General features: G+C 37.9%; 25 protein-coding genes and 2 pseudogenes. 15 read left to right on the forward strand and 12 right to left on the reverse strand.

Annotation, left to right across the window (positions count from 1 at the left end; translation table 11 throughout):
- Window positions 1-268: 268 nt before the first annotated feature.
- Window positions 269-1,078: an ABC transporter permease gene (locus WJM97_RS13795; protein WP_353929376.1), complete on the forward strand. Its 810-nt coding sequence runs from the start codon at window positions 269-271 to the stop codon at window positions 1,076-1,078.
- Between the two features lie 398 nt (window positions 1,079-1,476).
- Here the strand turns inward: WJM97_RS13795 and thrS are convergent, their stop codons facing one another.
- Complete coding sequence (gene thrS / locus WJM97_RS13800) at window positions 1,477-3,297, reverse strand: threonine--tRNA ligase (RefSeq protein WP_353929377.1); 1,821 nt, start codon at window positions 3,295-3,297, stop codon at window positions 1,477-1,479.
- Window positions 3,298-3,700: 403 nt separating this feature from the next.
- Here thrS and WJM97_RS13805 point away from each other — a divergent pair, with 403 nt between their 5' ends.
- A complete protein-coding gene (locus tag WJM97_RS13805; RefSeq protein ID WP_353929378.1) occupies window positions 3,701-4,018 on the forward strand; it encodes a DUF2605 domain-containing protein in 318 nt (105 codons plus the stop codon).
- A 235-nt stretch (window positions 4,019-4,253) separates the two neighbouring features.
- Entirely contained in the window at window positions 4,254-4,562 is a 309-nt protein-coding gene (locus WJM97_RS13810; protein ID WP_353929379.1) for a DUF2973 domain-containing protein, read from the forward strand.
- Window positions 4,563-4,777: 215 nt separating this feature from the next.
- Here WJM97_RS13810 and WJM97_RS13815 read toward each other — a convergent pair whose 3' ends face one another.
- On the reverse strand, window positions 4,778-4,990 hold the full coding sequence (locus WJM97_RS13815) for a type II toxin-antitoxin system HicB family antitoxin (protein ID WP_353929380.1): 213 nt from the start codon (window positions 4,988-4,990) through the stop codon (window positions 4,778-4,780).
- Window positions 4,991-5,220: 230 nt separating this feature from the next.
- Between WJM97_RS13815 and WJM97_RS13820 the strand changes: the two genes are divergently transcribed.
- The 3 genes from WJM97_RS13820 to WJM97_RS13830 all read left to right on the forward strand — a co-directional run bounded on the left by WJM97_RS13820 (window position 5,221) and on the right by WJM97_RS13830 (window position 6,238).
- Window positions 5,221-5,463 (forward strand): type II toxin-antitoxin system ParD family antitoxin, encoded by a 243-nt coding sequence (locus WJM97_RS13820; protein ID WP_353929381.1) that lies wholly within the window; start codon window positions 5,221-5,223, stop codon window positions 5,461-5,463.
- 136 nt (window positions 5,464-5,599) lie between these two features.
- Window positions 5,600-5,833, forward strand: coding sequence for a hypothetical protein (locus WJM97_RS13825; RefSeq protein WP_353929382.1), 234 nt, complete (start codon window positions 5,600-5,602; stop codon window positions 5,831-5,833).
- A gap of 6 nt (window positions 5,834-5,839) precedes the next feature.
- Window positions 5,840-6,238, forward strand: coding sequence for a PIN domain-containing protein (locus WJM97_RS13830; protein WP_353929383.1), 399 nt, complete (start codon window positions 5,840-5,842; stop codon window positions 6,236-6,238).
- A gap of 127 nt (window positions 6,239-6,365) precedes the next feature.
- Here WJM97_RS13830 and WJM97_RS13835 read toward each other — a convergent pair.
- From WJM97_RS13835 to WJM97_RS13850, 4 genes and pseudogenes are all read right to left on the reverse strand, one after another.
- Window positions 6,366-6,791, reverse strand: a pseudogene (locus WJM97_RS13835) (Clp protease N-terminal domain-containing protein); the annotation flags it as partial.
- A gap of 594 nt (window positions 6,792-7,385) precedes the next feature.
- Window positions 7,386-8,021, reverse strand: a pseudogene (locus WJM97_RS13840) (caspase family protein); the annotation flags it as partial.
- A 5-nt stretch (window positions 8,022-8,026) separates the two neighbouring features.
- On the reverse strand, window positions 8,027-8,410 hold the full coding sequence (locus tag WJM97_RS13845; RefSeq protein ID WP_353929384.1) for a hypothetical protein: 384 nt from the start codon (window positions 8,408-8,410) through the stop codon (window positions 8,027-8,029).
- 232 nt (window positions 8,411-8,642) lie between these two features.
- Entirely contained in the window at window positions 8,643-12,629 is a 3,987-nt protein-coding gene (locus WJM97_RS13850; RefSeq protein ID WP_353929385.1) for a magnesium chelatase subunit H, read from the reverse strand.
- Window positions 12,630-13,134: 505 nt separating this feature from the next.
- Between WJM97_RS13850 and WJM97_RS13855 the strand changes: the two genes are divergently transcribed.
- The 5 genes from WJM97_RS13855 to WJM97_RS13875 all read left to right on the forward strand — a co-directional run bounded on the left by WJM97_RS13855 (window position 13,135) and on the right by WJM97_RS13875 (window position 15,654).
- Entirely contained in the window at window positions 13,135-13,794 is a 660-nt protein-coding gene (locus WJM97_RS13855) for a hypothetical protein (RefSeq protein WP_353929386.1), read from the forward strand.
- 372 nt (window positions 13,795-14,166) lie between these two features.
- The gene (locus WJM97_RS13860; protein WP_353929387.1) at window positions 14,167-14,460 is read left to right on the forward strand and encodes a BrnT family toxin; all 294 of its coding nucleotides are present in this window, start codon (window positions 14,167-14,169) and stop codon (window positions 14,458-14,460) included.
- Complete coding sequence (locus tag WJM97_RS13865) at window positions 14,457-14,672, forward strand: antitoxin (RefSeq protein ID WP_353929388.1); 216 nt, start codon at window positions 14,457-14,459, stop codon at window positions 14,670-14,672. Before WJM97_RS13860 ends, WJM97_RS13865 begins: the two co-directional genes overlap by 4 nt.
- A 282-nt stretch (window positions 14,673-14,954) precedes the next feature.
- Complete coding sequence (locus WJM97_RS13870; protein WP_353929389.1) at window positions 14,955-15,251, forward strand: hypothetical protein; 297 nt, start codon at window positions 14,955-14,957, stop codon at window positions 15,249-15,251.
- A gap of 4 nt (window positions 15,252-15,255) precedes the next feature.
- The gene (locus WJM97_RS13875; RefSeq protein ID WP_353929390.1) at window positions 15,256-15,654 is read left to right on the forward strand and encodes a type II toxin-antitoxin system VapC family toxin; all 399 of its coding nucleotides are present in this window, start codon (window positions 15,256-15,258) and stop codon (window positions 15,652-15,654) included.
- A gap of 211 nt (window positions 15,655-15,865) precedes the next feature.
- Here WJM97_RS13875 and WJM97_RS13880 read toward each other — a convergent pair whose 3' ends face one another.
- From WJM97_RS13880 to WJM97_RS13890, 3 genes are all read right to left on the reverse strand, one after another.
- On the reverse strand, window positions 15,866-16,249 hold the full coding sequence (locus WJM97_RS13880; protein WP_353929391.1) for a type II toxin-antitoxin system VapC family toxin: 384 nt from the start codon (window positions 16,247-16,249) through the stop codon (window positions 15,866-15,868).
- Window positions 16,230-16,499 (reverse strand): hypothetical protein, encoded by a 270-nt coding sequence (locus tag WJM97_RS13885; protein ID WP_353929392.1) that lies wholly within the window; start codon window positions 16,497-16,499, stop codon window positions 16,230-16,232. Before WJM97_RS13885 ends, WJM97_RS13880 begins: the two co-directional genes overlap by 20 nt.
- 78 nt (window positions 16,500-16,577) lie before the next feature.
- Entirely contained in the window at window positions 16,578-16,868 is a 291-nt protein-coding gene (locus WJM97_RS13890; protein ID WP_353929393.1) for a type II toxin-antitoxin system Phd/YefM family antitoxin, read from the reverse strand.
- A 396-nt stretch (window positions 16,869-17,264) separates the two neighbouring features.
- On the opposite strand from WJM97_RS13890, the gene WJM97_RS13895 reads away from it, so the two are divergent.
- From WJM97_RS13895 to WJM97_RS13905, 3 genes are all read left to right on the forward strand, one after another.
- Window positions 17,265-18,494 (forward strand): transposase, encoded by a 1,230-nt coding sequence (locus WJM97_RS13895; RefSeq protein WP_353929394.1) that lies wholly within the window; start codon window positions 17,265-17,267, stop codon window positions 18,492-18,494.
- A 356-nt stretch (window positions 18,495-18,850) separates the two neighbouring features.
- Window positions 18,851-19,396, forward strand: a complete 546-nt coding sequence (locus tag WJM97_RS13900; RefSeq protein WP_353929395.1) for a J domain-containing protein — start codon at window positions 18,851-18,853, stop codon at window positions 19,394-19,396.
- A 7-nt stretch (window positions 19,397-19,403) separates the two neighbouring features.
- A complete protein-coding gene (locus WJM97_RS13905; protein WP_353929396.1) occupies window positions 19,404-19,670 on the forward strand; it encodes a DUF3143 domain-containing protein in 267 nt (88 codons plus the stop codon).
- A 44-nt stretch (window positions 19,671-19,714) separates the two neighbouring features.
- On the opposite strand, the gene WJM97_RS13910 is transcribed toward WJM97_RS13905, so the two are convergent.
- The 3 genes from WJM97_RS13910 to lysA all read right to left on the reverse strand — a co-directional run bounded on the left by WJM97_RS13910 (window position 19,715) and on the right by lysA (window position 22,887).
- Complete coding sequence (locus WJM97_RS13910) at window positions 19,715-20,464, reverse strand: isoprenyl transferase (RefSeq protein WP_353929397.1); 750 nt, start codon at window positions 20,462-20,464, stop codon at window positions 19,715-19,717.
- Window positions 20,461-21,399, reverse strand: coding sequence for a diadenylate cyclase CdaA (cdaA, locus tag WJM97_RS13915; RefSeq protein ID WP_353929398.1), 939 nt, complete (start codon window positions 21,397-21,399; stop codon window positions 20,461-20,463). Before cdaA ends, WJM97_RS13910 begins: the two co-directional genes overlap by 4 nt.
- A 96-nt stretch (window positions 21,400-21,495) precedes the next feature.
- Window positions 21,496-22,887 (reverse strand): diaminopimelate decarboxylase, encoded by a 1,392-nt coding sequence (gene lysA, locus WJM97_RS13920; protein ID WP_353929399.1) that lies wholly within the window; start codon window positions 22,885-22,887, stop codon window positions 21,496-21,498.
- Window positions 22,888-23,072: 185 nt separating this feature from the next.
- Here lysA and rimI point away from each other — a divergent pair, with 185 nt between their 5' ends.
- Window positions 23,073-23,642, forward strand: a complete 570-nt coding sequence (gene rimI, locus WJM97_RS13925) for a ribosomal protein S18-alanine N-acetyltransferase (RefSeq protein WP_353933170.1) — start codon at window positions 23,073-23,075, stop codon at window positions 23,640-23,642.
- Window positions 23,643-23,793: the final 151 nt, after the last annotated feature.

Genomic DNA, 23,793 nt, shown 5'->3' on the forward strand with positions numbered 1-23,793 from the left:
TTTGGAATTAATAAAATGAGGCTTCAATTACTCAGAATTCATCAATTAATGATAGGATTTAGCTAAAATAGATAATTATGTTGATAGATGTACTAAGTTGGAATTAATAACAAAGCACAGAGTACACAAAATCAGAGAGAAATCAGGGATTTAGAAACTAGGCATGATTTTATTAAGAAATAGTATGATCAAAACCTTGACTATTATATTCAATGTCGTATAAACTAATACTTAATCTCAGAGATTCAAGATAAAATTAAGTATCAATATGAATATCTCTCAACACAGCAAAAAAAAGCCAATTACATGGCAATCAGTTTTCTCTATCCTGGTATTTGTGTTTATGTACCTGCCTATTTTTGTATTAGGCTTTTATAGTTTCAATCAGTCACCTTATAGCGCTACTTGGCAAGGTTTCACTTTAGAATGGTATCAAAAACTGTTTAGTGATGAGCGTATTCTTGCTGCTGTGAAAAATAGTCTGCTAGTTGCTGTTTCTGCTGTTGCTGTTGCTGCTGTTTTAGGAACTTTGATGGCTGTGGGGTTAGCACGTTATAATTTTCCTGGAAAAAAGTTGTATCAGGGAATATCTTATTTACCATTATTAATTCCTGATATTGCGATCGCAGTTTCTACTTTAGTCTGTTTAGCAGCTTTTGCTATTCCTTTGAGTATCTGGACAATTGTAGCTGCACATATAGTTTTTTGTCTTGCTTATATTGCCTTAGTTGTATCTTCCAGACTAAATAATTTAGATCCTCATTTGGAAGAAGCTGCTTTGGACTTAGGTGCAAATCATATTCAAGCTTTTATCAAAGTGGTTTTACCTCAATTAATGCCTGGTATTATATCTGGTTGTTTACTAGCTTTTGTTCTCAGTTTAGATGATTTTCTCATCTCTAGTTTTACCGCTGGTAGTGGTTATAATACCCTACCTATGGAAATCTTTAGCCGCATTAGAAGCGGAGTTAAACCAGATATAAATGCTCTTAGTGTGATGTTAATTTCTATTACCGGCGCTGTTGCTTTAATCGGTGAATTAATTCGGGTATCTGGTGAAAAGAAAAATAATTTGTAATTTTTATAGCAGGTGACAGGTAGCATAATTTCTCTATTTTGTGTGCGTATCTGTCCTTAATCTCATAAAATCTAATAAAATACCCTTTGCATTTTTGTGGTTTTAATTTCACATTATTATGCAAAGAGTATTGATAATAAATTAATCTTTGGTTGTATTCAAACTAGGACTTAATAATTAGGGTTTGCTGATAAAGTCTTGTCGTGGAGACAGGTGACAGGTGACAGGTGACAGGTGACAGTTTCAAGAGTTGGATGGGAACTATTTTTCCTTGAAGCAGGAATTAAATGCAAGGTTTTTCAGTTCTCACCTCATCAAAGCTTGCATTTTTTGAAAGTCAAAATCGCTAAAATCGTTTACCTGTAATGTTTTGAGATTTATTCAGCAAGCCCTAATTACTAGAAGTTGCTAAAGTTAGCGATCGCTTCCTGTATTTTATTCACAACTTCATCTACAGTTATTACTCCCAATTCCCCAGATGCACGAGTACGAATACTCAAAGAATTACCTTCTACTTCTTTAGCACCTACCACCGCCATTACAGGTATTTTATCCTTTTCCGCGTTGCGAATTAATTTACCCAGGCGATCGCCACTTAAATCAACTTCTGCCCTAATTCCTAAACCTACCATTTTCGCGGCTACTTCTTTGGTAAAGTCCAATTGCAAATCACCCACAGGTAACAATCTAATTTGTACCGGTGCTAACCACAAAGGAAAATCACCCGCATACTCTTCAATTAATATCCCGATCAATCTTTCTAAAGATCCAAAAGGTGCGCGGTGAATCATTACCGGACGTTGACGGGAACCATCCTCAGCAACATATTCTAAATCAAAACGTTCCGGTAAATTATAATCAACCTGTACTGTTCCTAATTGCCATTCTCTATCTAACGCATCACTGAAGATAAAATCAAGCTTGGGTCCATAAAAAGCCGCTTCCCCAATTCCTTCAAAATAATCCATTCCTAATTCTTGTACAGCGCGACGAATCGCACCCTCAGCTTTATTCCACGCTTCATCACTACCAATATATTTATCACTGGCTGGATCTCGGAAACTCAACCTAGCTTTAAAATTCTTGAGTTGCAGACTTCTAAACACCGTTAAAATCAAATCTACAACATTCAGAAATTCCTGATCCAGTTGTTCGGGTGTAACAAATAAATGGGAATCATCAACAGTAAAACCACGTACCCTCGTTAAACCTCCTAATTCTCCCGATTGTTCATAGCGATAAACTGTACCAAATTCTGCCAACCGCATCGGTAATTCCCGATAGGAACGTAATTCACTCTTGTATATTTGAATATGGAAAGGGCAGTTCATTGGCTTGAGGACAAAACCCTGTTCTAAAGCTTTTGCTTCCTCATCTTCAGCCATTAAAGGAAACATATCTTCCTTGTATTTCTGCCAGTGTCCCGATGTTTTAAATAAGTCAACTCTGGCAATGTGGGGAGTAACTACAGGTAAATAACCCCGTTTGAGTTGTTCTTTTTTGAGAAAGTCTTCTAGAATCGTTCTCAGTAAAGTTCCCTTGGGAGTCCACAGTGGTAGACCAGGCCCCACAGGATCAGCGAAAATGAATAATCCTAACTCTTTACCCAGTTTACGGTGGTCACGTCTTAATGCTTCTTCTTTGCGGCGTTTATATTCTGCTAGTTGTTCGGGAGTTTCCCAAGCGGTAGCATAGATACGTTGTAACTGTGCTTTAGTTTCATCTCCCCGCCAATATGCACCCGCTACGCTTTCTAATTCTAGTGCCTTGGGGTTGATATCTTTGGTACTTTCCACGTGGGGACCAGCGCACAAATCCCACCATTCTTCCCCTAAATGATAAATAGTGATCGGTTCTTCTTTGATATCTGCAAGAATTTCTAATTTATATGGTTCTTGAATTGCTTCAATTCGCTTTGTGGCTTCCTCCCGGCTGACTTCTTCCCGAATCACTGGAAGTTTCCGGTTGATGATCTTAATCATCTCTTTTTTGATGGATTTTAAATCCTTATCACTGAAGGGTTCGGGGTTATCGAAGTCATAATAAAAGCCGTTTTCAATCCAGGGACCAATGGTAACTTGCGCTTTGGGAAACAGCTTCTGCACCGCCATGGCCATGACGTGGGAAGCAGTATGGCGAATTTTTTTTAATGTTTCTGATTCGCTGGTACGAGGTAAATAGATTTTCTCTGCTGGTTGGTTTTCTTGATTTGGCGACATCGGCTGTTAAACTTTGGGCGAAGTGATTAAAAATATTGTTGACAAAAATATCTTTACAAGATGATAAGCCACTGGCTATGGTTTCTCCTAATTTATCCTAGCCTGATGCTGCTGAGGCAAATTCACTGGTTGAGAGAGGGAACAGGAAAATCAGTTGTGTAAATAAAAAAATATTTATCAGCTATTGATGCTTTTATTTTGGTGGTAATTTCTGATTTTACTTCTTTAGACAGATTCTAATATACATCAAAGGGGTTGTTACAAATGCTTTGTTTTGACTATATGATTGTGCTGTGTATATAAAAATGCAGATTTTGGATGGTAATTCAGAAAATTAGATTATTGTTAAGATTCGTAAAAAGCGTTAATATTAAGAAAACACTAGGAAATGCGCTTTTCATTTATGGGAGATTCAAATTCACCAAGTCCCGAACTACTCCAATCTGTTTTAGATCCATTGCTGGACGACTTTGAATATTGGTTTGTGCGATCGCGTCAACTCTTGGAAAATGAGAACATCTCATTTATGAGTGATCAAGAACAACTTGATTTACTTAGCCGAGTTACTCAAGCTCAATCAGAATTAAGCGCATCCAAGATGCTGTTTACTGCTACTGGTAAACAGGTGGGTATTGATATGGCTACTCTTATCCCTTGGCATCATTTATTAGGTGAGTGCTGGCGTGTGAGTATGCGCCATCGTCAGTCTAAGCAAAAATGACCTAAAGTCTCACAAACACAAATTGGAACATAAGAATAAAATTCTTAACATTGTTTTCATAAAAAAATAATGTATACCATGTTACTGTAATCAAAATAGATTACAAGATATCAAGTCGCAGATAGACCATTTAAAACTTGCTTAAAATTTGCCATCACGGTAAATCACGGATGAGTATAATTTTCAAACTATAGAGATAAAACTTTAGAACCTGTAAGCCCTGGAGGATATATTTATGCTACACTTACTCTACATTTTAGCCTTCACAGTTTTGGCAATTATGGCTGTGAGCAATTTAATCCGTAACCTGATTATGTTCAGTTTCGATAGGGAACGGCCTTATCCAACAAATTCCTCTGTTGGTTACTATGCAGGAAAGAGAAAATCTGTACCCCATCCAGAATTATTAGATCATACAGGTAATTTAATTAAAGAACCTTTATTGGTAATGCGTTCTATTAGTGTGGATGATGCAAGGGAACAATTAGATGCTTTGTATGAATCTTCTCCTAGTCAGAAAATTGAGCGTTCTGAAGAAGCTTAATTAATTAATTCATCCTTTTATAATTCGGGATTTTGCAGAGGTTGAGTTTTTTACTTGACCTCTAATTTTTTTGTTTTTTTTGTGTTTTATAGTGCTTGCAATTCATACATTCCAAAAGTCATATGATAAGTTCAGTGTTTTGAAATACAGTGATACCTATTTCTTCGACACGCTGCGCGAACGCTATCGCACTCCCCACATCCCAGAAGCATCAATTAAGCAGACATTAAACGCTGTGTAGGTTCAGGAATTTTTCGACCTAAATCTTGAGCAGTTTCTATCCATTCCTGCATAATAATTTCTATATTTTGCAATGCTTCTTGATAAGTTTCTCCATCAGCAGCGCATCCCGGTAAATCTGGAACTTCTGCGATAAATGCTTGGTCTTCTTCACTCCAATAAATAGTTATTTCATACCGTAGAATCATCTTAGCCTCCTAACTGATATTTCAGTAGAACTTCACGGATTTGTTTAACTTGATATGTTTTGGCTTTTTCTTGTTTGGGTGTCTTGTTGACTCACAAGTTATGATTTTATTGGTTCAAATCCCTATAATAAACTATTTCGGTGATACCTTCGGTAAGCTACCGCTAACGCACTTCCAAACCACAAAAAAATGATAATATACTAATATAATTTTATTCATATTACAAACTTATGAATGTGAGTTTTCCAATACCAAAAGAACTAGAGTCTTATCTTGAGGTTCAACTTCAATCTGGCAATTATGATACTGTAGCGGACTATTTTTTGATGTTGTTACAACAAGATAAACTGCGTAAGGATGCTCAAGCAAAATTAGCTAGTTTGTTGCAAGAAGGTTTGGACTCAGAAGCAGAACCTGTAACTGCTGAATATTGGCAGAATTTGCGCCGATCAATTTTTGGTACGGGGCAGTAGTAAGTATGGCTTTTGAGGTAATTGTTCGCAACCGTGCGACTCAAGATATCAGGCAACAAGCAAATTATATTTTGGTGAATGGCAATAGTGTATAGTTAAGGTAACAACATCAGCTAAATTTTTTAATAGTAAAAGTATGTTGCAAGCAATTGAAGGAATTTACAAAGATGGTAAAGTAGAACTTAAAGAATTACCATCTGATATTTCAGAAAGTCTGGTTATTGTCACTTTTTTAAAGTCCGAAAAAAATCACCAGAAAAATCAAATGATGAGGTTTGGTATGTTTTCTGGTAATAACCAATCAACAGAAGCAGATTTTGAAATTGCTGAATTTCATGGGGATAGTGAAGACAGCTTAGACTGGTCATAAGTAGTTATGAAATATGTCTTAGATACTCATGCTTTAATCTGGTTTCTTGAAGGTAATTTAAAGCTAGGTGCAAATGCTAAAACTATCCTTTGTGATCCTAATTCACAGTTAGTTATTCCTGCAACTACTCTAGCTGAAGCTGTTTGGATTGTAGAAAGAGGTAGAACATCTATTCCTGCTCCTAAAGATATAATTTTAGCAGTAGAAGCTGATCCTCGTGTGGTAATTTATCCCCTTGATCAAGATGTTATTGAAATGACTATGAGCTTATATTCTATTAATGAAATGCACGATAGACAAATTGCAGCAACTGCGCTAGTTATAGCAAATAAAGGTGAAGTTGTGCAGTTATTAACGTGCGACCAAAATATAACTGCGTCGGGTTTAGTTGCTATTGTTTGGTAGTTTGTAGGAGAGATCGCATTCCCACACCCCCAAACAGCGATCGCACTCCACACCCCCAAACGCGATCACTACTTTTCAGGTCTTATCAATCATATAAATCAGTTATTTACTCTTTGTTATATGATTGAATTATGTCTATCATTTCATTCTTTAAACTCTGGAGATTAATACCTAGTATTTCTAGCACTCTTGCTGCTATACCTTTTCCTTCTTTAACAAGACCTACCAACAGGTGTCCAGTGCTAATATAATGATTTCCCAGTTCTATACTTGTCTGTAGAGATAACTCTAATGCCTGCTTTCCTCTTGGTGTAAACGGAATTTCTTCAGGGACAAAACCACTACCACGTCCAATAATTTTTTCTACTTCAATACGAGCATCTTTTAATTTAACACCTTTCAACCTTAGAAACTCAGCACCAACACTAGTTCCTCCTCCAATAATACCTAAGAGTATTTGCTCTGTACCAACAAAGTTATGACCCAGACGGCGTGATTCTTCCTGGGCTAACATAATTACCTTAATTGCTTGCTCTGTAAACCTGCCAAACAGACCTTCTTGATTGAAAGTTGTTTGTTCAGCTAATTCTATTTCTTTGGATTGAATACCTATTAAAGTATTCTTTTGTTTCTCTTCTATTTTTGTTACAACTAACTTTTCAGACTCATTATTTTCGTCAGATTCTAAGTTAGGTTGATTTAATATTTTTTCCTTGTGACCTATCTGTAACTCAATAGGTTCAACATCCTCATCTCTAAGTTGCAAAATTTGCTGCAAGCGTCTCAAGTCGTCACGTGTAAGTTGACTTAAAGTGCCTTCATCTTCCACTGCTTCAATATATGCTTCTTTGTATTCCTGAAGATTTCTTTGATACTCAAAGAAAGGCTTTAGAACTTCATTTTCTATCGTATTTATCTCATCTTTTGATAATTTTAATTCAGTTTGCCGACGTTTGAGAATGCGACGACCTATGACTGTAATTTTCCCATCACGCACACATCGTTCTACTTCCTTTCGGTACTCCAATCTCGGATCACCTATGGGAGCCTTCGCTAAGTTAATCTTATAACCTTCTCTCACTGCATAAATTTCTGGTTTCATTGCCGGTGCTGCTTCCTGCACTTTTTTCCGGGCATATTCATGAAGTTCATCAATAGAAATGATGCCATCGTTATCAGTATCAGCCGCACCGTTTTCAATGCCTTCCACTAAATAACGAGTATAAACTGATAATTCTGCACCTTCCTGTTCAAAAGAATACTGCGTAGAAGTAGAAGAAGTCAGAATTACCCTTCCTTCTCCTCCCAATTGATTTTTAATATCTATACTGCTATCATTTTTAGCCTTCATGCCTTCAGCAAAAGCACCACTAAAACAACAATCTAGTATAATTATTTGTCGCCGAGAACGGCTATTTTCCATAAATCCATGTATTATGCTGGCAGCAGTAGCACTGCTTTTAACGAGTTCCCCATTGGTACTTTTGCGCGTTTCGCTGGTTGCTAGATAAAGTTTGTCATTATCATCTGTAATCCCGTGTCCAGAAAAATATAGCAAAACTAAGTCATCTCTGTGCTTATTAAAGAATAGTTCTTCAATTGCCTCTTCCATAGCTTGCCGATGAGGATTTTTTAACACATTTATATCATTTGCAGCAAAATCACCTATTTCTGGATCTTGTAACACTCGCTGCATAGCATCTACATCTTTAACCGCAACATTAAGGGTATTTAACCCAGTTTTATACTCACTCACCCCAATCAGCAAAGCAAATTTCGCCATTGTATCTATTTCCCACCATTGACAAATGCTTCTACTGTTTTAACTGCCGCTTCCAGTTCTGACAGACTGTTAGCTTTTACTTTTATTTTCTTGCCGTTTGCCTCTGCTTCTACTTCAATAGATTTGTTAGCTAGGCGATTTATCAAAAATCCAAACACTTGCTTGATGTTTTCAGGCTTCACAACAGCTACTAGTTTCCCTGCTACCCATCCTGTTAAAGATTTGTTACCCTCTGGTGGATTGGGGTCGGGGATTCGGTTAACCTCTTCAACGTCATCCAATGTCTTGATTTTCGCCAATAGCTTTTTAACTTCCTCGTTTTTTTCCTCGCTACTCAAGTCTTCGTCAATAAACGAAATGGTAATCTGGACGTTTGATGTGTCTGCCATATTATTACTGTGTAAATAAATTGACTAGCTATTTTCACTACATAAATTATTATAATCAAAAATAACCAATAAGCTTGATAAATCCATCATGAAACATGATGAGTTGTTGTCACTATCAACAGACTAATCAAACTAGACTCGTATAAACAATATGAGCAATTATGGCAGTATTCATACACCCAGCCACCACTGGGGTTAAAAATAGGCAGGTAAAAAACCTGCCCATCTAACTCTATTCTATACCCTCAATCCGATTTTCCACCTCCTGATACAACTCACGTAACCGGTCTAAATTCTCCTCACTCGTCTCCCAATAACCGCGACCATTGACTTCCAACAAAGTAGAAACAATCTTGCGGAAAGAATGAGGATTCAAATTCATCAGACGTTTCTGCATTTCCTCATCTTTGATGAAAGTCTCATTCGTGTCCTCATAAACCCAGTTATCCACAGCACCAGCAGTCGCACTCCAACCAGTGGTATTAACCAACCGTTTAGAAAGTTCCCGCACACCTTCATAACCGTGAGACAACATCCCCTCATACCATTTGGGATTTAACAACTTAGTCCGCGCATCCAAACGCACAGTTTCCGATAAACTTCTCACCTGTGCATTCGCAGTAGTTGTATCTGCAATGTAAGATGCAGGTTTCTTTCCATCTTTACGCAGACTTGCTACCAACTTTGTGGGGTCAGAGTCAAAATAATGAGAAACATCAGTTAAACTGATTTCCGAAGAATCGAGATTTTGGAACGTTGCATCAGCAGTCTGCAAAGAATTTTCAAACAACTGACGTGACTCATCCATCACACCAGGATTATCAGAATTGAAAGAGAAAGATTTGCGTTTCAAATACATTTCTTGCAACTCAGCTTCACTATCCCAAGTGCTATTCTCAACTGCTAAGTTGATGTTAGAAGAATAAGAACCAGAAGCATTAGAGAAAACACGAGTTGCAGCTTGACGCAGATTTATTCCCATTTCCTCTGCTTGCTTGACAGCGTGCTTGCGAACAAAGTTCATTTCCAAGGGTTCATCAGCTTCTGCGGCCATCTTCACACCTTGGTCAAGCAGGTTCATTTGGTTAATGAACAGGTCACGGAAGACACCAGAACAGTTAATTACAACGTCAATTCTAGGACGACCCAACTCTTTCAAAGGTATCAATTCCAACTTGTTCACCCGTCCCAAAGCATCGGGAACTGGACGCACACCAATCATCCACATGATTTGGGCTAGTGATTCCCCGTAGGTTTTGATATTATCTGTACCCCAAAGGACACAGGCAATTGTCTCAGGCCAGTTACCCTCGTTTTCTGCCTTATTCCGTTCCAACAACCTATCAACGACGATTTTCGCTGATTGCACCGCCGCAGATGTAGGAATAGATTGGGGGTCTAAGGCGTGTATATTTTTACCTGTAGGCAATACATCAGGGTTACGGATGGGGTCGCCACCGGGGCCTGGTAAAATATATTCACCTTCCAAACCTTGCAATAAACCACCGAGTTCGTTATCTGCACAAACTTGTTTTAAGCAGAATTCCAAATATTCAAACAGGGGTTTTAACGCATCCGCATCAACGCTGGTAAAACCTGATTTATACAGAGATTCAACCCAAGGTTCTTTTTTACCCATGTTGAAAAAGTTCAACTTGGAAACTAGGGAAACTCTACCTTCTGCGTCAATTTGTTCTTGTACCAAAGCTGTCACCGCTGCACGGGTAGCTTGGGTGATATTTTGTAATAACTGCACATCGGCTAAAATGCCGGCATCGTTACTTCTGTAGATATCTTCAATGTTGCGGTTTAAGCTTTTCGCAATAATGGAGGGTAAGCCGACAATACCATCTTCTTCACGATCTAGACTAGCAATATTAACTAAGGTTGCGATCGCTTCTTCCGCTGTGGGTGGTTTACCAATAATATGCAGTCCACATGGTAACAAGCGGGATTCAATTTCCATCAACCGACGATAAACGCTACCAACGATATTATCCCGTTCTTCCGGTTTCATATCCTTCGCATCGGTGTCTGGTAACTGAATGTCTTGATCCAGATTGACGATGCGGGCTTTGTCTATAATCGCGTTAACAATGGAAATACCGCGTCCACTGTCTTTCAAAGTTTGGTAAGAACCAATTAATTCACCCAGTTCTTTCAAACCTTTGTATAAACCAGCATTTTCCGCAGGTGGTGTCAGGTAAGAAATTGTTTCTGCATAACTACGACGTTTAGCAATTGTGGCTTCACTAGGGTTGTTAGCTGCGTAATAATACAGGTTAGGAATTGTGCCAATTAGTTGGTCTGGGTAACAATCTCCAGACATCCCCATTTGCTTACCAGGCATAAATTCCAATGAGCCGTGTGTACCAAAGTGTAACACAGCATCAGCGCCCCAAATCCGTTCTAGATAGGTGTAATATGCGGCAAAACCGTGGTGCGGACTAGCGGAACGAGAGAATAATAAGCGCATGGGGTCGCCTTCATAACCAAAGGTGGGTTGGACACCAATGAAGACGTTACCGAACTGCTTACCATAAACTAATAGATTTTGTCCATCGCTGTTTAGGTTTCCTGGTGGTGGTCCCCAGTTTTCTTCTAAGCGTTGGGAGTATGGTGTCAGTGCTTCATATTCAGGGACTGACATTTTGTAAGCAATGTTGAGTTCGGGACTTGCGTACTGTGCTTGTGCGTCGTGGATGACTTGTTCCATCAACTCTTTCGCTGTTTCAGGAATGTCTTGTACGTCGTAGCCGTTATTTCTCAGTCCTTTGAGAACTTCATGGATAGAACCAAATACATCTAAATAAGCCGCAGTTCCCACGTTACCTTTATCGGGTGGGAAGCTGAAAACGGTGATGGCAACTTTTTTATCTAGTTTGGGTTTACGACGCAGGTTAGCCCATTTTAAGGCCCGTTGAGCTACGATTTCTACTCTATCTTGGAGTGCGATCGCTCGACCGGTTGCCCCATCTTTACCTGATAATATGATTGGCTCAATCGCCCCGTCAAGTTCAGGAATAGCAATTTGTAAAGCTACTTGAATGGGATGTAAACCTAAATCACTTTCTAGCCATTCTTCGGTGGTTTGGAAGACCAAAGGCAAGGCTACCATGTAGGGACGGTTGAGGCGTTTTAATGCTTCGATAGCTTTAGGATGATCTTGTCTAGCTGGGCCACCAACTAAAGCAAAACCAGTTAAGGAAACTACCGCATCTACTAACTGTTTATTGGTTGTTGGTTCATAGAAATAAGCTTCTACAGGTTTAGAGAAATCCAAACCACCAGCAAATACAGGGAGAACTCTTGCACCTAAAGATTCTAATTCCTGGACAATTGCCACATAATGTGCATCATCCCCAGTCACTAGGTGAGTTCTTTGTAAAACCAAACCTACGCATGGTGCGAGGGGGTCTTTGAGGTTTGAGGAAATATCTTTGCGAGCAGAATACCAGTTCAGATATTCGCGTACATCTTCAAACATGGTAGTGGCTAAGGGATGCCAAATACCCATGTCAGGATAAACAACTGGTGCTTCATACTTAGCAGCAGCAAAGCTTTCTTTTTCTGCGCCTTTTAATACGTATTTATCAGCCAGCATCAGCAGGAAGTTTTCCAGGTTTTCCGCTGAACCACCTAACCAATACTGAAAACTGAGCATGAAGTTACGAGCATCTTGTGCTTTTTCCATTGGTAGGAATTTCAGCACTTGGGGAAGTGTCCGCAACAACTTCAACATTCCATCTTGGAAACCAGCGCCAGATTTCTCTTTGCGCTTTTTCATGAAGTTGGCAATAACGCTCTTGGATTGTCCCAACTGTGCCAAGGAGAAGCTACCCATTTTATTAAGGCGCATTACTTCGGGCATGGAGGGGAAAACAACCGCTACATCAAATTTATCCCGGTGTGGTTCTACTGCGGCTATGAGTTTTTGTGCTAAGTCTTCAATAAATATCAGGGAAGCGATGAATATATTAGCACTAGCTATATCGCGTTTGAAAGCTTCATAGTTTTCTGAGTCGCGCAGTTCTTCGATTAAGTAACCACTAATTTCTATAGCTACGCTGGGGTGGTTAGCGTTTATTTCCCGTACTGCTTGGGATAAAGAACTTTGATATTGGGACTCAAGGACAATGTAAACGACCTTGATTAACTTACGTCCCCGTAAATCGTCAGGTGCAATATGTCGAATTGTGGACTTGACCTGGGTGAACATTCAGATAAGCTCCTTTGAGGCGTGTTCTCTACTGGAAGTTTTTAACTTCCATTTTCTTCGGCAATTAAGAGTTTTGTACCAGAAAACTCCTATTCAGTGGGGATTTTATCCCGGAACTGAAACAAAATGATATAAAAAACGTAATCATTATTGATAAATCTTAACAATTAATGAAGCTTCTCTCACCTGGGTTTAAATTTTGTTTACATACTTGTTTCAGCATTTAGTGCTAGTGATGAAAACAATTACTACACAATGTAAGGTTGAATAGAACTCTACAAAAAGAATGATCCAAGTTTTTGACATTAATCTGCGGCGTTGCACAGTATTAATTCTCTCCAATTACGGTATTGACTTATGGTATTCAGCATATGATATAATTCTTGTCAAAAAAAGTAATAAAAAGTAGTAATTATTACTTAGGGGCAGTATTGCTTAAAATATCTGATTCATCAGTCACGTTGTCAATCATGCCCGTATTTTACAAAAACCCAAGGCATAAAATATGACTAATAGCAATCAAAAATCCGGTTTTGTTAATAAGGTTAAATTCGCTCTAATTGGTACACTTGTTTTGGGTGGAGGTAGTTTAGCTTTAATTTTTAGTCAAAATTTAATAAATAGGAATCAAACCCAAAGCAATCCACAATTCAATATTAGCAATAACAATAAAAGTCAGGGAGGAAAGTCAGGTGACATAATTATTAAACCAAATCCAAATCCATTACCGGAAAACAATTCTTCGAGTAACCAAAAACCTGGCTCTTCATCTGCCCCTACATCTCCTAGCGATGGACTTAATCCAACTAATACTACCCCAACAATTGATGTTCAATCTGCTAATGTACGCTGGAGTCTCAAATATCCTGTTTATAAAATAGAAAACAAAGACTGTGATATAGCAGGGACAGCAGCAGTAATTTTAAATCAAGGTTCTGGAGGTACACTTAATAGTAGTCAACTCCTAAATGTTTATGGAAATTCGAGGATTCAGGGGACTGTCACTGCCTCTGGTAAAGTTAATATATCCATCAGTAGTAATAGTGGTAAGTATCTTCTAACATTAGATGGCGAAAATCCTCAGATTAGTTCTAATGAAACAGTGATTACAGGTAAAGCCACTATGCTGGGATGCCCCGATAGCACCTTTGAATTGAGTAAATAAAATTAGTGCGATAGCGAAGCCCTGCTGCAAGCAGTTCGCCTATTTTGTAGGGTGCGTTAATGAAATGTAACGCACCTTTTTAATATTACTTAGATTTTAGTCTTTAAATTTGATATTAAACTTAAATTTTGGAAGCACCGTTGTTTTAGGGATATTTAGAATTGGGAAAAATTGCGAAGCGCTGCTGCAAGCAGTTCGCTATTTAGGCATAAGTTGGAATAGCGATAGCGCAAGCGCTGCTGCAAGCAGTTCATCTAAAATTGAGGTAGTGCGATAGCGAAGTGATCCGTAGGAATCGCCTTAATAATCCGTAACTTGTGGCATAATCATAATGTAAATTTTAGGAATACAAATTAAAAATTTAGTACAATAATGAATGAGTTACAATTTACTTGGGATGCACAAAAAGCCGAGAGTAATATTCAAAAACATGGAATTTCTTTTGAAGAAGCAAAATCTGCCTTTATTGATGATAATGCGCGTTTAATTTATGATCCCGATCATTCTCAAGATGAAGATAGATTTATCTTGCTAGGAATGAGTAGTTATTATCATCTATTGGTTGTTTGTCATTGTTATCGAGAAAATGATACAATAATTAGGATTATTTCCGCTAGAAAAGCAAATAAACTAGAACAGAAACAATATCAGGAGTTCTTAGTATGAGAGACAATTATGATTTTTCTCAATCCGTTAAAAATCCCTATTCTCAACAATTAAAAGAACAAGTTACAATTGATTTAGAAAAAGATATAATTCAATACTTTGAAGAAATAGCTCAAGAAACAGGTATTTCTTATTTGAATTTAATTAATCTTTATCTGCGTGAATGTATGGAAAATAAACGTAAGTTATCGTTGATAGAAAGTAACAATTAAATCTGTATTTCCATCTGCGATAGCGTATCGAAGAGATAGCACTCCGTAGAAATCGCTATTTAGGCTTTCCATTAAAATTAGGGTGGTTGTGTGCGATAGCGAAGCGCGACCTAGGAATCGCTGTTTGGGGATGTGGGGGAGTGCGATAGCACAATCGCTGATTTGTCAGTTCGCATTATAGATCGAGTCACTGCTTGGGAATGAGTATTAAAAATTAATTTATTGAACGATATAATATAAATAATAATTAGATTTTTCCAACCCATAAATAGAGTAAATATCATGCAAGAACAATTAACAGACTATCAACAAGAACTAACAGAACGCATTTCTCATGTTGTAGATAAACTATTTCGAGGTAGTAGTTTCTACATGGTGAAATTAGATCAACATGAAATGACCGCAACATTAATAGAATTATTTAGCAGATTTTCACCAGAAGAAATGAGAGCAATTAAAGAACATGATTTAACCAGAAGAATTGATAAAATTCTTGTGTTAGAAGCTGTTGCTGGGACATTAAACGATTTAACACCTGAAGAAATAGCGATTTTTGATGCAGCAGTAGCAGGAAAATAAAACAGTGAATTATTTACTAGATTCAAATATCGTTAGTTACATTTTAAAAAAGAATGCCATTGTAGATAATAAACTCCGAGAAGTCAATATTCAGGGAGGAATGGTATTTATTAGCTGCATTACTTATTATGAAATCAAGAGAGGACTTTTATCTATTAATGCTGTAAAGCAATTGTCGGAATTTCATATCTTTTTTCAAAAATATCAAACATTATTTTTAGATGATTTAGAAATTATTGAAAAATCCTGTGAAATTCATGCCAAATTAAAAGCCAAAGGTAAGCCTATCCAAGATGCTGACATTTTAATAGCAGCTACAGCAATTGTCCGCGATTTAATTCTCGTTTCTAATGATTCTGATTTATTAAGAATTGAAGGACTTAAATTAGAAAATTGGTTGTGATAAAAATTTAGGAATAAGTTGGAATAGCGATAGCGTTCGCGGTAGCGTCTCGTTCGCATAGCGTTCCGAAGGAATAGAGATAGCGCGGCTAGTAATCACTGTTTGGGGATGTTGGGGTGCGATAGCGCAAGCGCTGCTGCAAGCAGTTCGTTTAAAATTAGGGTGGTTGTGAGCGATAGCGAAGCACGACCTAGGAATTACAATACACTAATTATCTTTTATAAGGTTGAACTATGATTAAATCTGGAATAACAGCATAATGCTTAACATTAAATGTATGTAATGGTAAACCCAAAGAGATTGATGTTTGACCTATCAAAGCATCAATTAATCCAAGATTATGACTGAGATTATAATCTGCAAATGTTTCTAATGCTTGATCACAAGTTTCAGGTGTTGGCCAAATTACTTCAACATTAGCTATAAATTTGCGAATTTCCTGCAATTCCAACTTATTCTTACATCCTTGCATCAATTCCATCGCTACATAACCAGGTAAAGCAATTTCTTCATCTCGCAAAGAACTTAACCAACTAATAGCAGGTGGATATTTACGCAGAAAGTCAATAACAATATCAGTATCTAGGAGAATCATGACCTCTCTTTTGGGACTGTTCACGCAACTGACGAGCGTAAGTAAGACTATCTGTAATATCGTCCCTTTCTTCCCATAAACCGATCAAACTCGAATCAAGTAATTCACGAGCAGTTAATACCTTTTTCTTGGCAGGAAGAATGGATAATAAAACAATTACCTCTACCTTTTGTCCTGCTACCACAGGTAAATTTTGAAAAGAGATTTCACCATTTTTCTCTATGGTTTTTTGTAACCTAATTGCTTGCATAATTTTGTCATCCTTACAATAATAATACAATGCTAGTGTTTAATTAAACACATCTCTAAAATAGCACTGGGTGAAATCTCAATCCGGTATGCCATATTTTTCCTTAAATTCTGCAAATGCTTGATTTAAGGGCATACCCTCACCTTGTTCAAACTCATTTATACTTTGACGTATCTTAGCAATAGATTCTAGTAATTCCAGTCTATCAATCAGTTTTTGATAACTTTCAGCATCCTGAACCACAGCAGCAGCTTTACCATTCACAGTCAGCACAATGGGAGATTGAGTTTCTTTTAACTTATCCAAAAACATCTTTGCTCCTCGCTGAAATTCTGATAAGGGGTGAATATCGCTCAAGCTAAACGTCATAATTTCAATAAATTATTTGATAATTTAATGTTAATTGTATGAAAATATTTTGTCAAGGGAAAATATAGCTGTTTTGGGAGGTGAGCGATAGCGACGCGCTGCTGCAAGCAATTCGCCTATTTTGTAGGGTGCGTTAATGAAATGTAACGCACCTTTTGAAGGGTAATTAGATTTTAGCGCGATCGCCAATATTGTAGATTGAGTTGAAGTATTGGTAAACTTCGCCGAATTTATAGACAAATATAGTCATATATAGTCATTAATCACACAGAAGTCAGCTAAAATAACTCATATAGACTTTCTTGTGCAAAGGGAACTGAGCAAGAATTTTGTGCATTATCAGATCTAAGATATGTTAGTATATATGGGCGAATATTCATAGAAACTAGCTAGTGTATGCAAGTAGTCGAGCGGCATATCATTCAAAGAAATCATCCCCATTATCAGGAGATTGATAAATTATGTTTTGCTGCCAAAAACCTCTACAATTATGCTAACTTTCACATTCGCCAAAGTTTCATCTTTGCTCAAAAATACCTCGATTACAATTGTTTAGCAAAACAGTTAAAAGCGACAGAACCATACCGAGTCTTACCAGCCAAAGTTGCCCAACAAGTATTATTAGGACTACATCGCAACTGGTTAAGTTTTTTTGCAGCAATTAAAGCTTATGCAGAAGATAAATCTAAATTTTTAGGTAGACCCAAATTACCTAAATATAAACACAAAGAAAAAGGCAGACATTTATTAGTTTACACAGCCCAAGCAGTGAGTAAACCCAAAATGAAATCTGGGTTGATTCATCTGTCACAAACACAGATTCACATTCCTACAAAAGTAGATTATTGTTATCTAAATCAAGTAAGAATTGTCCCCAAGATTGACCATTATGTAGTAGAAGTTGTCTATGAAAAAGAGGAAACAGATTATGGTTTAGACAGTAATGCTATTGCAGCGATTGATTTAGGCATAGATAATCTAGCAACCTTAACATCAAACCAGCCGGGATTTATACCAGTTCTGGTTTCCGGGCGGATTATCAAATCAATTAATCGTTATTACAATCAAAGAAAAGCCAATTTACAATCTTTACTACCTGCACATCAAAAGACCTCTAAACGACTACAAAGTTTAACTAAAAAACGGAATTTTCGAGTAGATGATTATCTGCATAAAGCCAGTCGCTTAATTATTAACCATTTAGTCAAGTGTGGAATTGGAACTTTAGTAATAGGTCAAAATTCCTTGTGGAAACAGAATGTGAATTTGGGCAGTAGAAATAATCAAAACTTTGTTTGTATTCCTCATAGCCGATTTGTAAAGCAGTTGAGTTATAAAGCGAAATTAGTAGGGATGAAGGTGTTAGTTTCTGAGGAGTCCTACACTTCTGTAGCTTCTTTTTTAGACCAAGATGTGATTCCTACTTATGGCAAAGTTGACTCGAAAGAAGTTAAATTTAGTGGTCGCAGAATCAAAAGTAAACTTTATAGAGCAGGTAATGGTTTATTCATTCATGCTGATGTCAATGGTAGTTTGAATATTTTACGTAAAGTAGTCCCGACAGCTTTTAGTCTAGGGATAGGGGGCGTTGTAGTCCGCCCCGTCGGGGTTATTCCCGACAAATGAAAGGCATGAGATATTTGTCTATGTTTTTTGGAACTATGAAACCCAGCAGTTTCTCGTTAATTGGTTTGTAGTCAGTTAGGGATGATTTTGACAAAAATCTGCATTCACCGCACCTAAAGTTTATAATCCTAAAATGGTTAAATCCTGTGGGGTGGTCATCTTGCCCGCCAGACTTATACAAATTAAATGCACAACAGCTTATAACACGAAGGAAGAAGAGTTGAGAAATTTTACCTAAGTTCCACTAACTGCCATTAAAAACCCAAAAATCCTGACTTCTGACTCCTTGAACTTCTGAATACTGTTATGGGGCTAAAATATAAAAAACATTTTTGATCAAAGTGAATTAAACAGCCGTGAGTCAAACCGAGACAAAGGCACAAAACAACGAAAGCACATATTACGCTTTACTAGGACTCCATCCCTCAGCGTCCGTAATTGATATCCGTCGCGCTTATCGGGAATTGAGTAAACAGTATCACCCAGATACAACAGAACTACCTGCTACAGTTGCTACTGACAAATTTCAGCAAATTAACGAAGCCTATGCCACTTTAAGCCATCCAGAGCGACGTTTAAGTTATGATGTCAAAATTGGTTATTCTCGTTTTGGGATAATTCAAGCACCAACAGATTTGAACCATCCTGCACATCAACCATACAACTTTTCTAAATCAATGTATTTGGATGCAAGCGATCGCCCCCTATCATCCGGAGAAATCTTTGTATTATTTGTGTTAGGTTTAACCTTTGTAGGCTGTTTAGTATTGGCGATCGCCATTGCTGTTATTCGTGGTGACACAAATTTACAAACACAACTTCCCACCCTGAATACACAACAGCAAATTACACATATTTCTCAACTTTCCCAAACAACAGCAAACACTACTTTTGACTTTTGAATTAATTATGCTTCCCTCCAACAAACCTTTATACAGTCACCCGCTACCACAAATTGAACAATGGCTAAAAGACCAAGGTTGTCAACAAGATGAAACAGAATTACATTGTTGGCGCTTACAAAAAAGCAGTTGGCAAGCCGAGATTTGGTTAGATATTGAACAAATTGCCGTCAGATATATTCAAGCAAGTGAAAACGGTCAAGATATTCAACGCTCCTTCAAATATTCTCTCAGTCGAGAAGACATTCAAGCCGCAATTTTTGCAGGCCCTTAATTATTAGTTATTAGTTAATTTTACCCAATCACGAATCAACATTTCTAAACCTTACCAAACCGTCTTTCTCGCTGTTGATAAGCACATAAAGCGCGGTGAAACTCCCTTCTATCAAAATCTGGCCAGAGAGTATCAGTAATATAAATTTCACCATAGGCCATTTGCCAAAGTAAGAAATTAGAAAGTCTCATTTCTCCACTGGTACGGATCAATAAATCTGGATCAGCTATACCTGCTGTATATAAATGACTGGCAAATAATTCTTCCGAAATATCCTCTGGCTTTAAAATACCATCCTGTACCTTGTGAGCGATCGCTCGACAAGCCTGTAAAATTTCCTGTCTACCGCCATAATTAGTAGCAACTGTAAACTTAATACTTTGATTATTCTTAGTTTCTGCCATCGAGTAGGAAATTTCTGCTTGCAGTGCTGTTGGTAAAGCCTCTAAATTACCCACAAACTGAATCTGCACATTTTCCTCCACCATTTCCCGCAATTCCTGACGTAAAACCCGCTGGAACAAACTCATCAAAAACTCTACCTCTTCCTGTGGCCTCTTCCAGTTTTCAGTCGAAAAAGCATAAGCAGTTAGAGCCTTAATTCCCCAGTCCTGACAACAGCGTAACAAATCCTTGAGAGCATCAACACCCCGCTTATGACCCATAATTCTGGGTAGACCTTGACGTTTAGCCCATCTACCATTGCCATCCATAATCACCGCAACGTGCTGGGGAAGTAAATCTTTTTGTAAATCAGAAGGTAAATATAGCAGTTCAGTATCTTGTGTAGTCATTTTTCGGTCTTATTTTTTTGGCGAGAAGCAGACAATGGTAATCTGAGTAAACGTGAAATCAAAGTTAGTGTTTTGCTAGTAACTTGACTAATAAAACTGAAAAGACCCGGTGCGACAGCTTCCCGATCGACAGTTGGCGAAAATCGAGCTTCTAAAGACTCCTTTAACTTTCTAATAGTCAATGGACGATATAAAGTTCCTCGTTCGGCTAAGGAAATAGAACCCGTTTCTTCTGATACAACGACACAGATACAATTTTCGACTCGCTCAGTAATTCCCATTGCTGCTCGGTGGCGTGTACCCAATTGCCGCGAAGCTGTGCGCCCTGAAAGTGGTAAAATTATACCCGATGAAACAATCCGCGAACCACGGATTAAAGTTGCTCCATCATGTAATAAAGTTTTAGGTTGAAAAATTGTCTGGATCAGTTCTTTAGAAACTTCCGCATTTAATTTAACTCCAGGGACAGAAAAATCACGCTCATCAATTGGCCCTGAAGTTTCCAAAATTAGTAAAGCACCAATCCGATTTTTTGATAGTTCTTTAACAGCATCAACAATTTCATCAATGACGCTATCAGATTTGGGAATTGCCAAGCGGTGGGGTTGAAATAACTGCCGAAATTCGCCCCTTCCCAGTTGTTCGAGGAAACGGCGAAACTCAGAATGAAGAGCTACGGCCATAGCCACAGCACAACCAATTACCAGCTTTTCTAAAACAAAATTGAGTAGAGGTAGTCCTAAAGTACCGCTGAATGCTGAAGCCAGCATTAAAATGATAAATCCCCGTACCATCCATAATGTGCGGCGTTCACTAATAATCACTAGAATCATGTATGTTAACGCCAGCACTAACAGAATATCCAGAGTCCCAAGCAGCAAGGACTGTGACCATCCCAAGTTTGTCGTCAGCCATTGCTTCCACCAATCTCTCATGACATCTGGATTCTAATAGTCATTGATCATTAGTCATTAATCATTAGTCATTCGTCATTGGTTTTTAGCTAATGACTAATAACCAAGAACAAATGACTATTTTAGTCTTTCTGGTAGGCAATCTTGTCGAATTATGTCTTCATAAGTTTCCCGCTGCAAAATTAAATTTGCTTCCCCATTGGCCACTAAAACAGCTGCTGGTCGGGGTAAACGGTTGTAGTTAGATGCCATACTGTAATTGTATGCACCAGTTGCCATAACTACGAGAATATCCCCTGGTTCAGTTTTGGGCAGTTGGGCATTTTTAATCAGAATATCTCCTGATTCACAATGTTTACCTGCTAATGTGACTGTTTGTGTCAAAGGAACAGACATTTTGTTAGCAACTACCGCTCGATAAACTGATTGATAAGTAATGGGGCGAGGATTATCAGACATTCCCCCGTCAATTGTGACATAGGTACGAATATCAGGAATGGTTTTAGCTGAACCAATAGTGTAAGCGGTAACGCAAGCTGTGGCAATTAGCGATCGCCCTGGTTCACACAAAAGTTTGGGTAAGGGCAAGTTTTCCGCTGCACAAGCTGCTTGTACTACTTCACAAATCGCCTTTGACCATTCTTCAATGCTTGGGGGATCATCTGATTCTGTATATTTAATTCCTAATCCACCACCAACATTTAACTCTGTCAATTCTAAGTTATACTTTTTCGCATCTCGCAACCACTGTACCATTACAGCACCCAAATCTCGATGGGGTTGGCGCTCAAAAATTTGTGAGCCAATATGAGCGTGTACACCCACACAGTTTAAACTTGGTTGTTTACTCACATAAGCAAACACTTCATCTAAATCATTGGGATCAAAACCAAATTTACTATCTAAGTGTCCAGTCCGAATATATTCATGGGTATGGCATTCAATACCTGGAGTTAACCGCAGCATAATGCGGGTTGATGAATCTGTACTTGCCAGTTCCACCAAAGTTTTTAATTCATACCAGTTATCTACAACAATGGTACAACCAGATTCGATCGCAAAAATTAGCTCATGACGAGATTTATTGTTTCCATGTAGATAGATTTTTTCGGGATTCATCCCCGCTTGAATAGCGGTATAAAGCTCTCCCCCAGATACTACATCTATTCCTAAACCTTCTGAGGCAACAATGGCACAAACTGCTAAACAGTTCCAGGCTTTGGAAGCGTACAATACTTGAGATTCACCTTTATAGTATTGTTTGAATGTATCGCGGTACTGTTGGCAAGCGGCCCGCAAGGTTACTTCATCTAAAATGTAGAGGGGTGAACCAAACTGCTGGACTAGGGTTTTGACATCACACCCACCAATTTCCAGAAAATCTTGGCGATTAACTCTGGCAGTCAAAGGTAATAATTCTTGATTAGGAGAAACAGTTGTATCACCACTGCTTGTAGATAAATATTGATTGCCAGAAGGTTGAACCCCGACCAGGTGAGTCGTTACCATATTTAATAAAATTTGTCCTTGTTAAATTTTCAAGCGTGATTTACGCTCCCGATTCTCAGTTTACTGCTTTATTGGTAATTGCACATGGGGCATTGGGTATGGGTATTGGGCATTAGTAAAAAATCTTTTCTCTCTTTGTTTCCCCTACCTCCCCTGTTACTTGTTACCTATTACCTGTTCCCTAAATTGTGAAATTAACAGCTTTACAAATTCAATCCCTCAACTTAGAGCATTTAAGTAGTCTACTAGAACTTGATCAGGTATGTTTTGATGGTTTATGGACTATGGATGGCTACCGTCGGGAGTTGGAAAGTCCTAATAGCCATTTTTTGGGAATATTTCCGCCTTTTTCGAGTGAATTATTGGGAATGGGTTGTTTTTGGTCAATTTTAGAGGAAGCACATATTACTATTTTGGCGGTTCATCCTCAATATCAACATCAAGGTTTGGGACAGGCTTTGTTGTATTCTCTGTTGAAGGCGGCTAGTGATCTTGGTTTGGAACGAGCAACTTTAGAAGTTCGAGTTTCTAACCAGGCTGCAATTTCTCTATATCAAAAGTTTGGCTTTAAAACTGCTGGTAAACGCCCCCGCTACTACAAAGATAATCATGAAGATGCTTTGATTTTGTGGCTTTCTGATTTGCAGTATCCCAATTTTGAGCAAACTGTTAATGATTGGTATAAAATGGTTAGCGATCGCCTGGCTAAATCTGCTTGGACTTTATCCTTGGATGAGACATTAGATTGCAAATAACCTAATTACAGATCATCAAAAACCTATTTTTGATCAATTTTCATACTATTAAATTCTCAAAACTAATATCTATTTCAGATGAGAATATCTTATGTCAAGTATTGTAAATTGACAGTGTTTAGCTATTTATGGTATTAAAATTTATTTGGGA

The sequence above is a fragment of the Okeanomitos corallinicola TIOX110 genome, assembly GCF_038050375.1.
Classification (GTDB): Bacteria; Cyanobacteriota; Cyanobacteriia; order Cyanobacteriales; family Nostocaceae; genus Okeanomitos; species Okeanomitos corallinicola.

Coding starts and splice junctions, on each gene's coding strand:
- lysA (WP_353929399.1), bottom strand. CDS start 22,887: ATGGTAACGACTCACCTGGTCGGGGTTCAACCTTCTGGCAATCAATAT.
- WJM97_RS13895 (WP_353929394.1), top strand. CDS start 17,265: ATGCAAGTAGTCGAGCGGCATATCATTCAAAGAAATCATCCCCATTAT.
- WJM97_RS13860 (WP_353929387.1), top strand. CDS start 14,167: ATGAATGAGTTACAATTTACTTGGGATGCACAAAAAGCCGAGAGTAAT.
- WJM97_RS13820 (WP_353929381.1), top strand. CDS start 5,221: ATGAATGTGAGTTTTCCAATACCAAAAGAACTAGAGTCTTATCTTGAG.
- WJM97_RS13890 (WP_353929393.1), bottom strand. CDS start 16,868: ATGACGTTTAGCTTGAGCGATATTCACCCCTTATCAGAATTTCAGCGA.
- WJM97_RS13880 (WP_353929391.1), bottom strand. CDS start 16,249: ATGATTCTCCTAGATACTGATATTGTTATTGACTTTCTGCGTAAATAT.
- WJM97_RS13855 (WP_353929386.1), top strand. CDS start 13,135: ATGACTAATAGCAATCAAAAATCCGGTTTTGTTAATAAGGTTAAATTC.
- WJM97_RS13910 (WP_353929397.1), bottom strand. CDS start 20,464: ATGACTACACAAGATACTGAACTGCTATATTTACCTTCTGATTTACAA.
- WJM97_RS13850 (WP_353929385.1), bottom strand. CDS start 12,629: ATGTTCACCCAGGTCAAGTCCACAATTCGACATATTGCACCTGACGAT.
- WJM97_RS13795 (WP_353929376.1), top strand. CDS start 269: ATGAATATCTCTCAACACAGCAAAAAAAAGCCAATTACATGGCAATCA.
- WJM97_RS13810 (WP_353929379.1), top strand. CDS start 4,254: ATGCTACACTTACTCTACATTTTAGCCTTCACAGTTTTGGCAATTATG.
- thrS (WP_353929377.1), bottom strand. CDS start 3,297: ATGTCGCCAAATCAAGAAAACCAACCAGCAGAGAAAATCTATTTACCT.
- cdaA (WP_353929398.1), bottom strand. CDS start 21,399: ATGAGAGATTGGTGGAAGCAATGGCTGACGACAAACTTGGGATGGTCA.
- WJM97_RS13830 (WP_353929383.1), top strand. CDS start 5,840: ATGAAATATGTCTTAGATACTCATGCTTTAATCTGGTTTCTTGAAGGT.
- WJM97_RS13885 (WP_353929392.1), bottom strand. CDS start 16,499: ATGCAAGCAATTAGGTTACAAAAAACCATAGAGAAAAATGGTGAAATC.
- WJM97_RS13815 (WP_353929380.1), bottom strand. CDS start 4,990: ATGATTCTACGGTATGAAATAACTATTTATTGGAGTGAAGAAGACCAA.
- WJM97_RS13865 (WP_353929388.1), top strand. CDS start 14,457: ATGAGAGACAATTATGATTTTTCTCAATCCGTTAAAAATCCCTATTCT.
- WJM97_RS13825 (WP_353929382.1), top strand. CDS start 5,600: ATGTTGCAAGCAATTGAAGGAATTTACAAAGATGGTAAAGTAGAACTT.
- WJM97_RS13805 (WP_353929378.1), top strand. CDS start 3,701: ATGGGAGATTCAAATTCACCAAGTCCCGAACTACTCCAATCTGTTTTA.
- WJM97_RS13905 (WP_353929396.1), top strand. CDS start 19,404: ATGCTTCCCTCCAACAAACCTTTATACAGTCACCCGCTACCACAAATT.
- WJM97_RS13845 (WP_353929384.1), bottom strand. CDS start 8,410: ATGGCAGACACATCAAACGTCCAGATTACCATTTCGTTTATTGACGAA.
- WJM97_RS13870 (WP_353929389.1), top strand. CDS start 14,955: ATGCAAGAACAATTAACAGACTATCAACAAGAACTAACAGAACGCATT.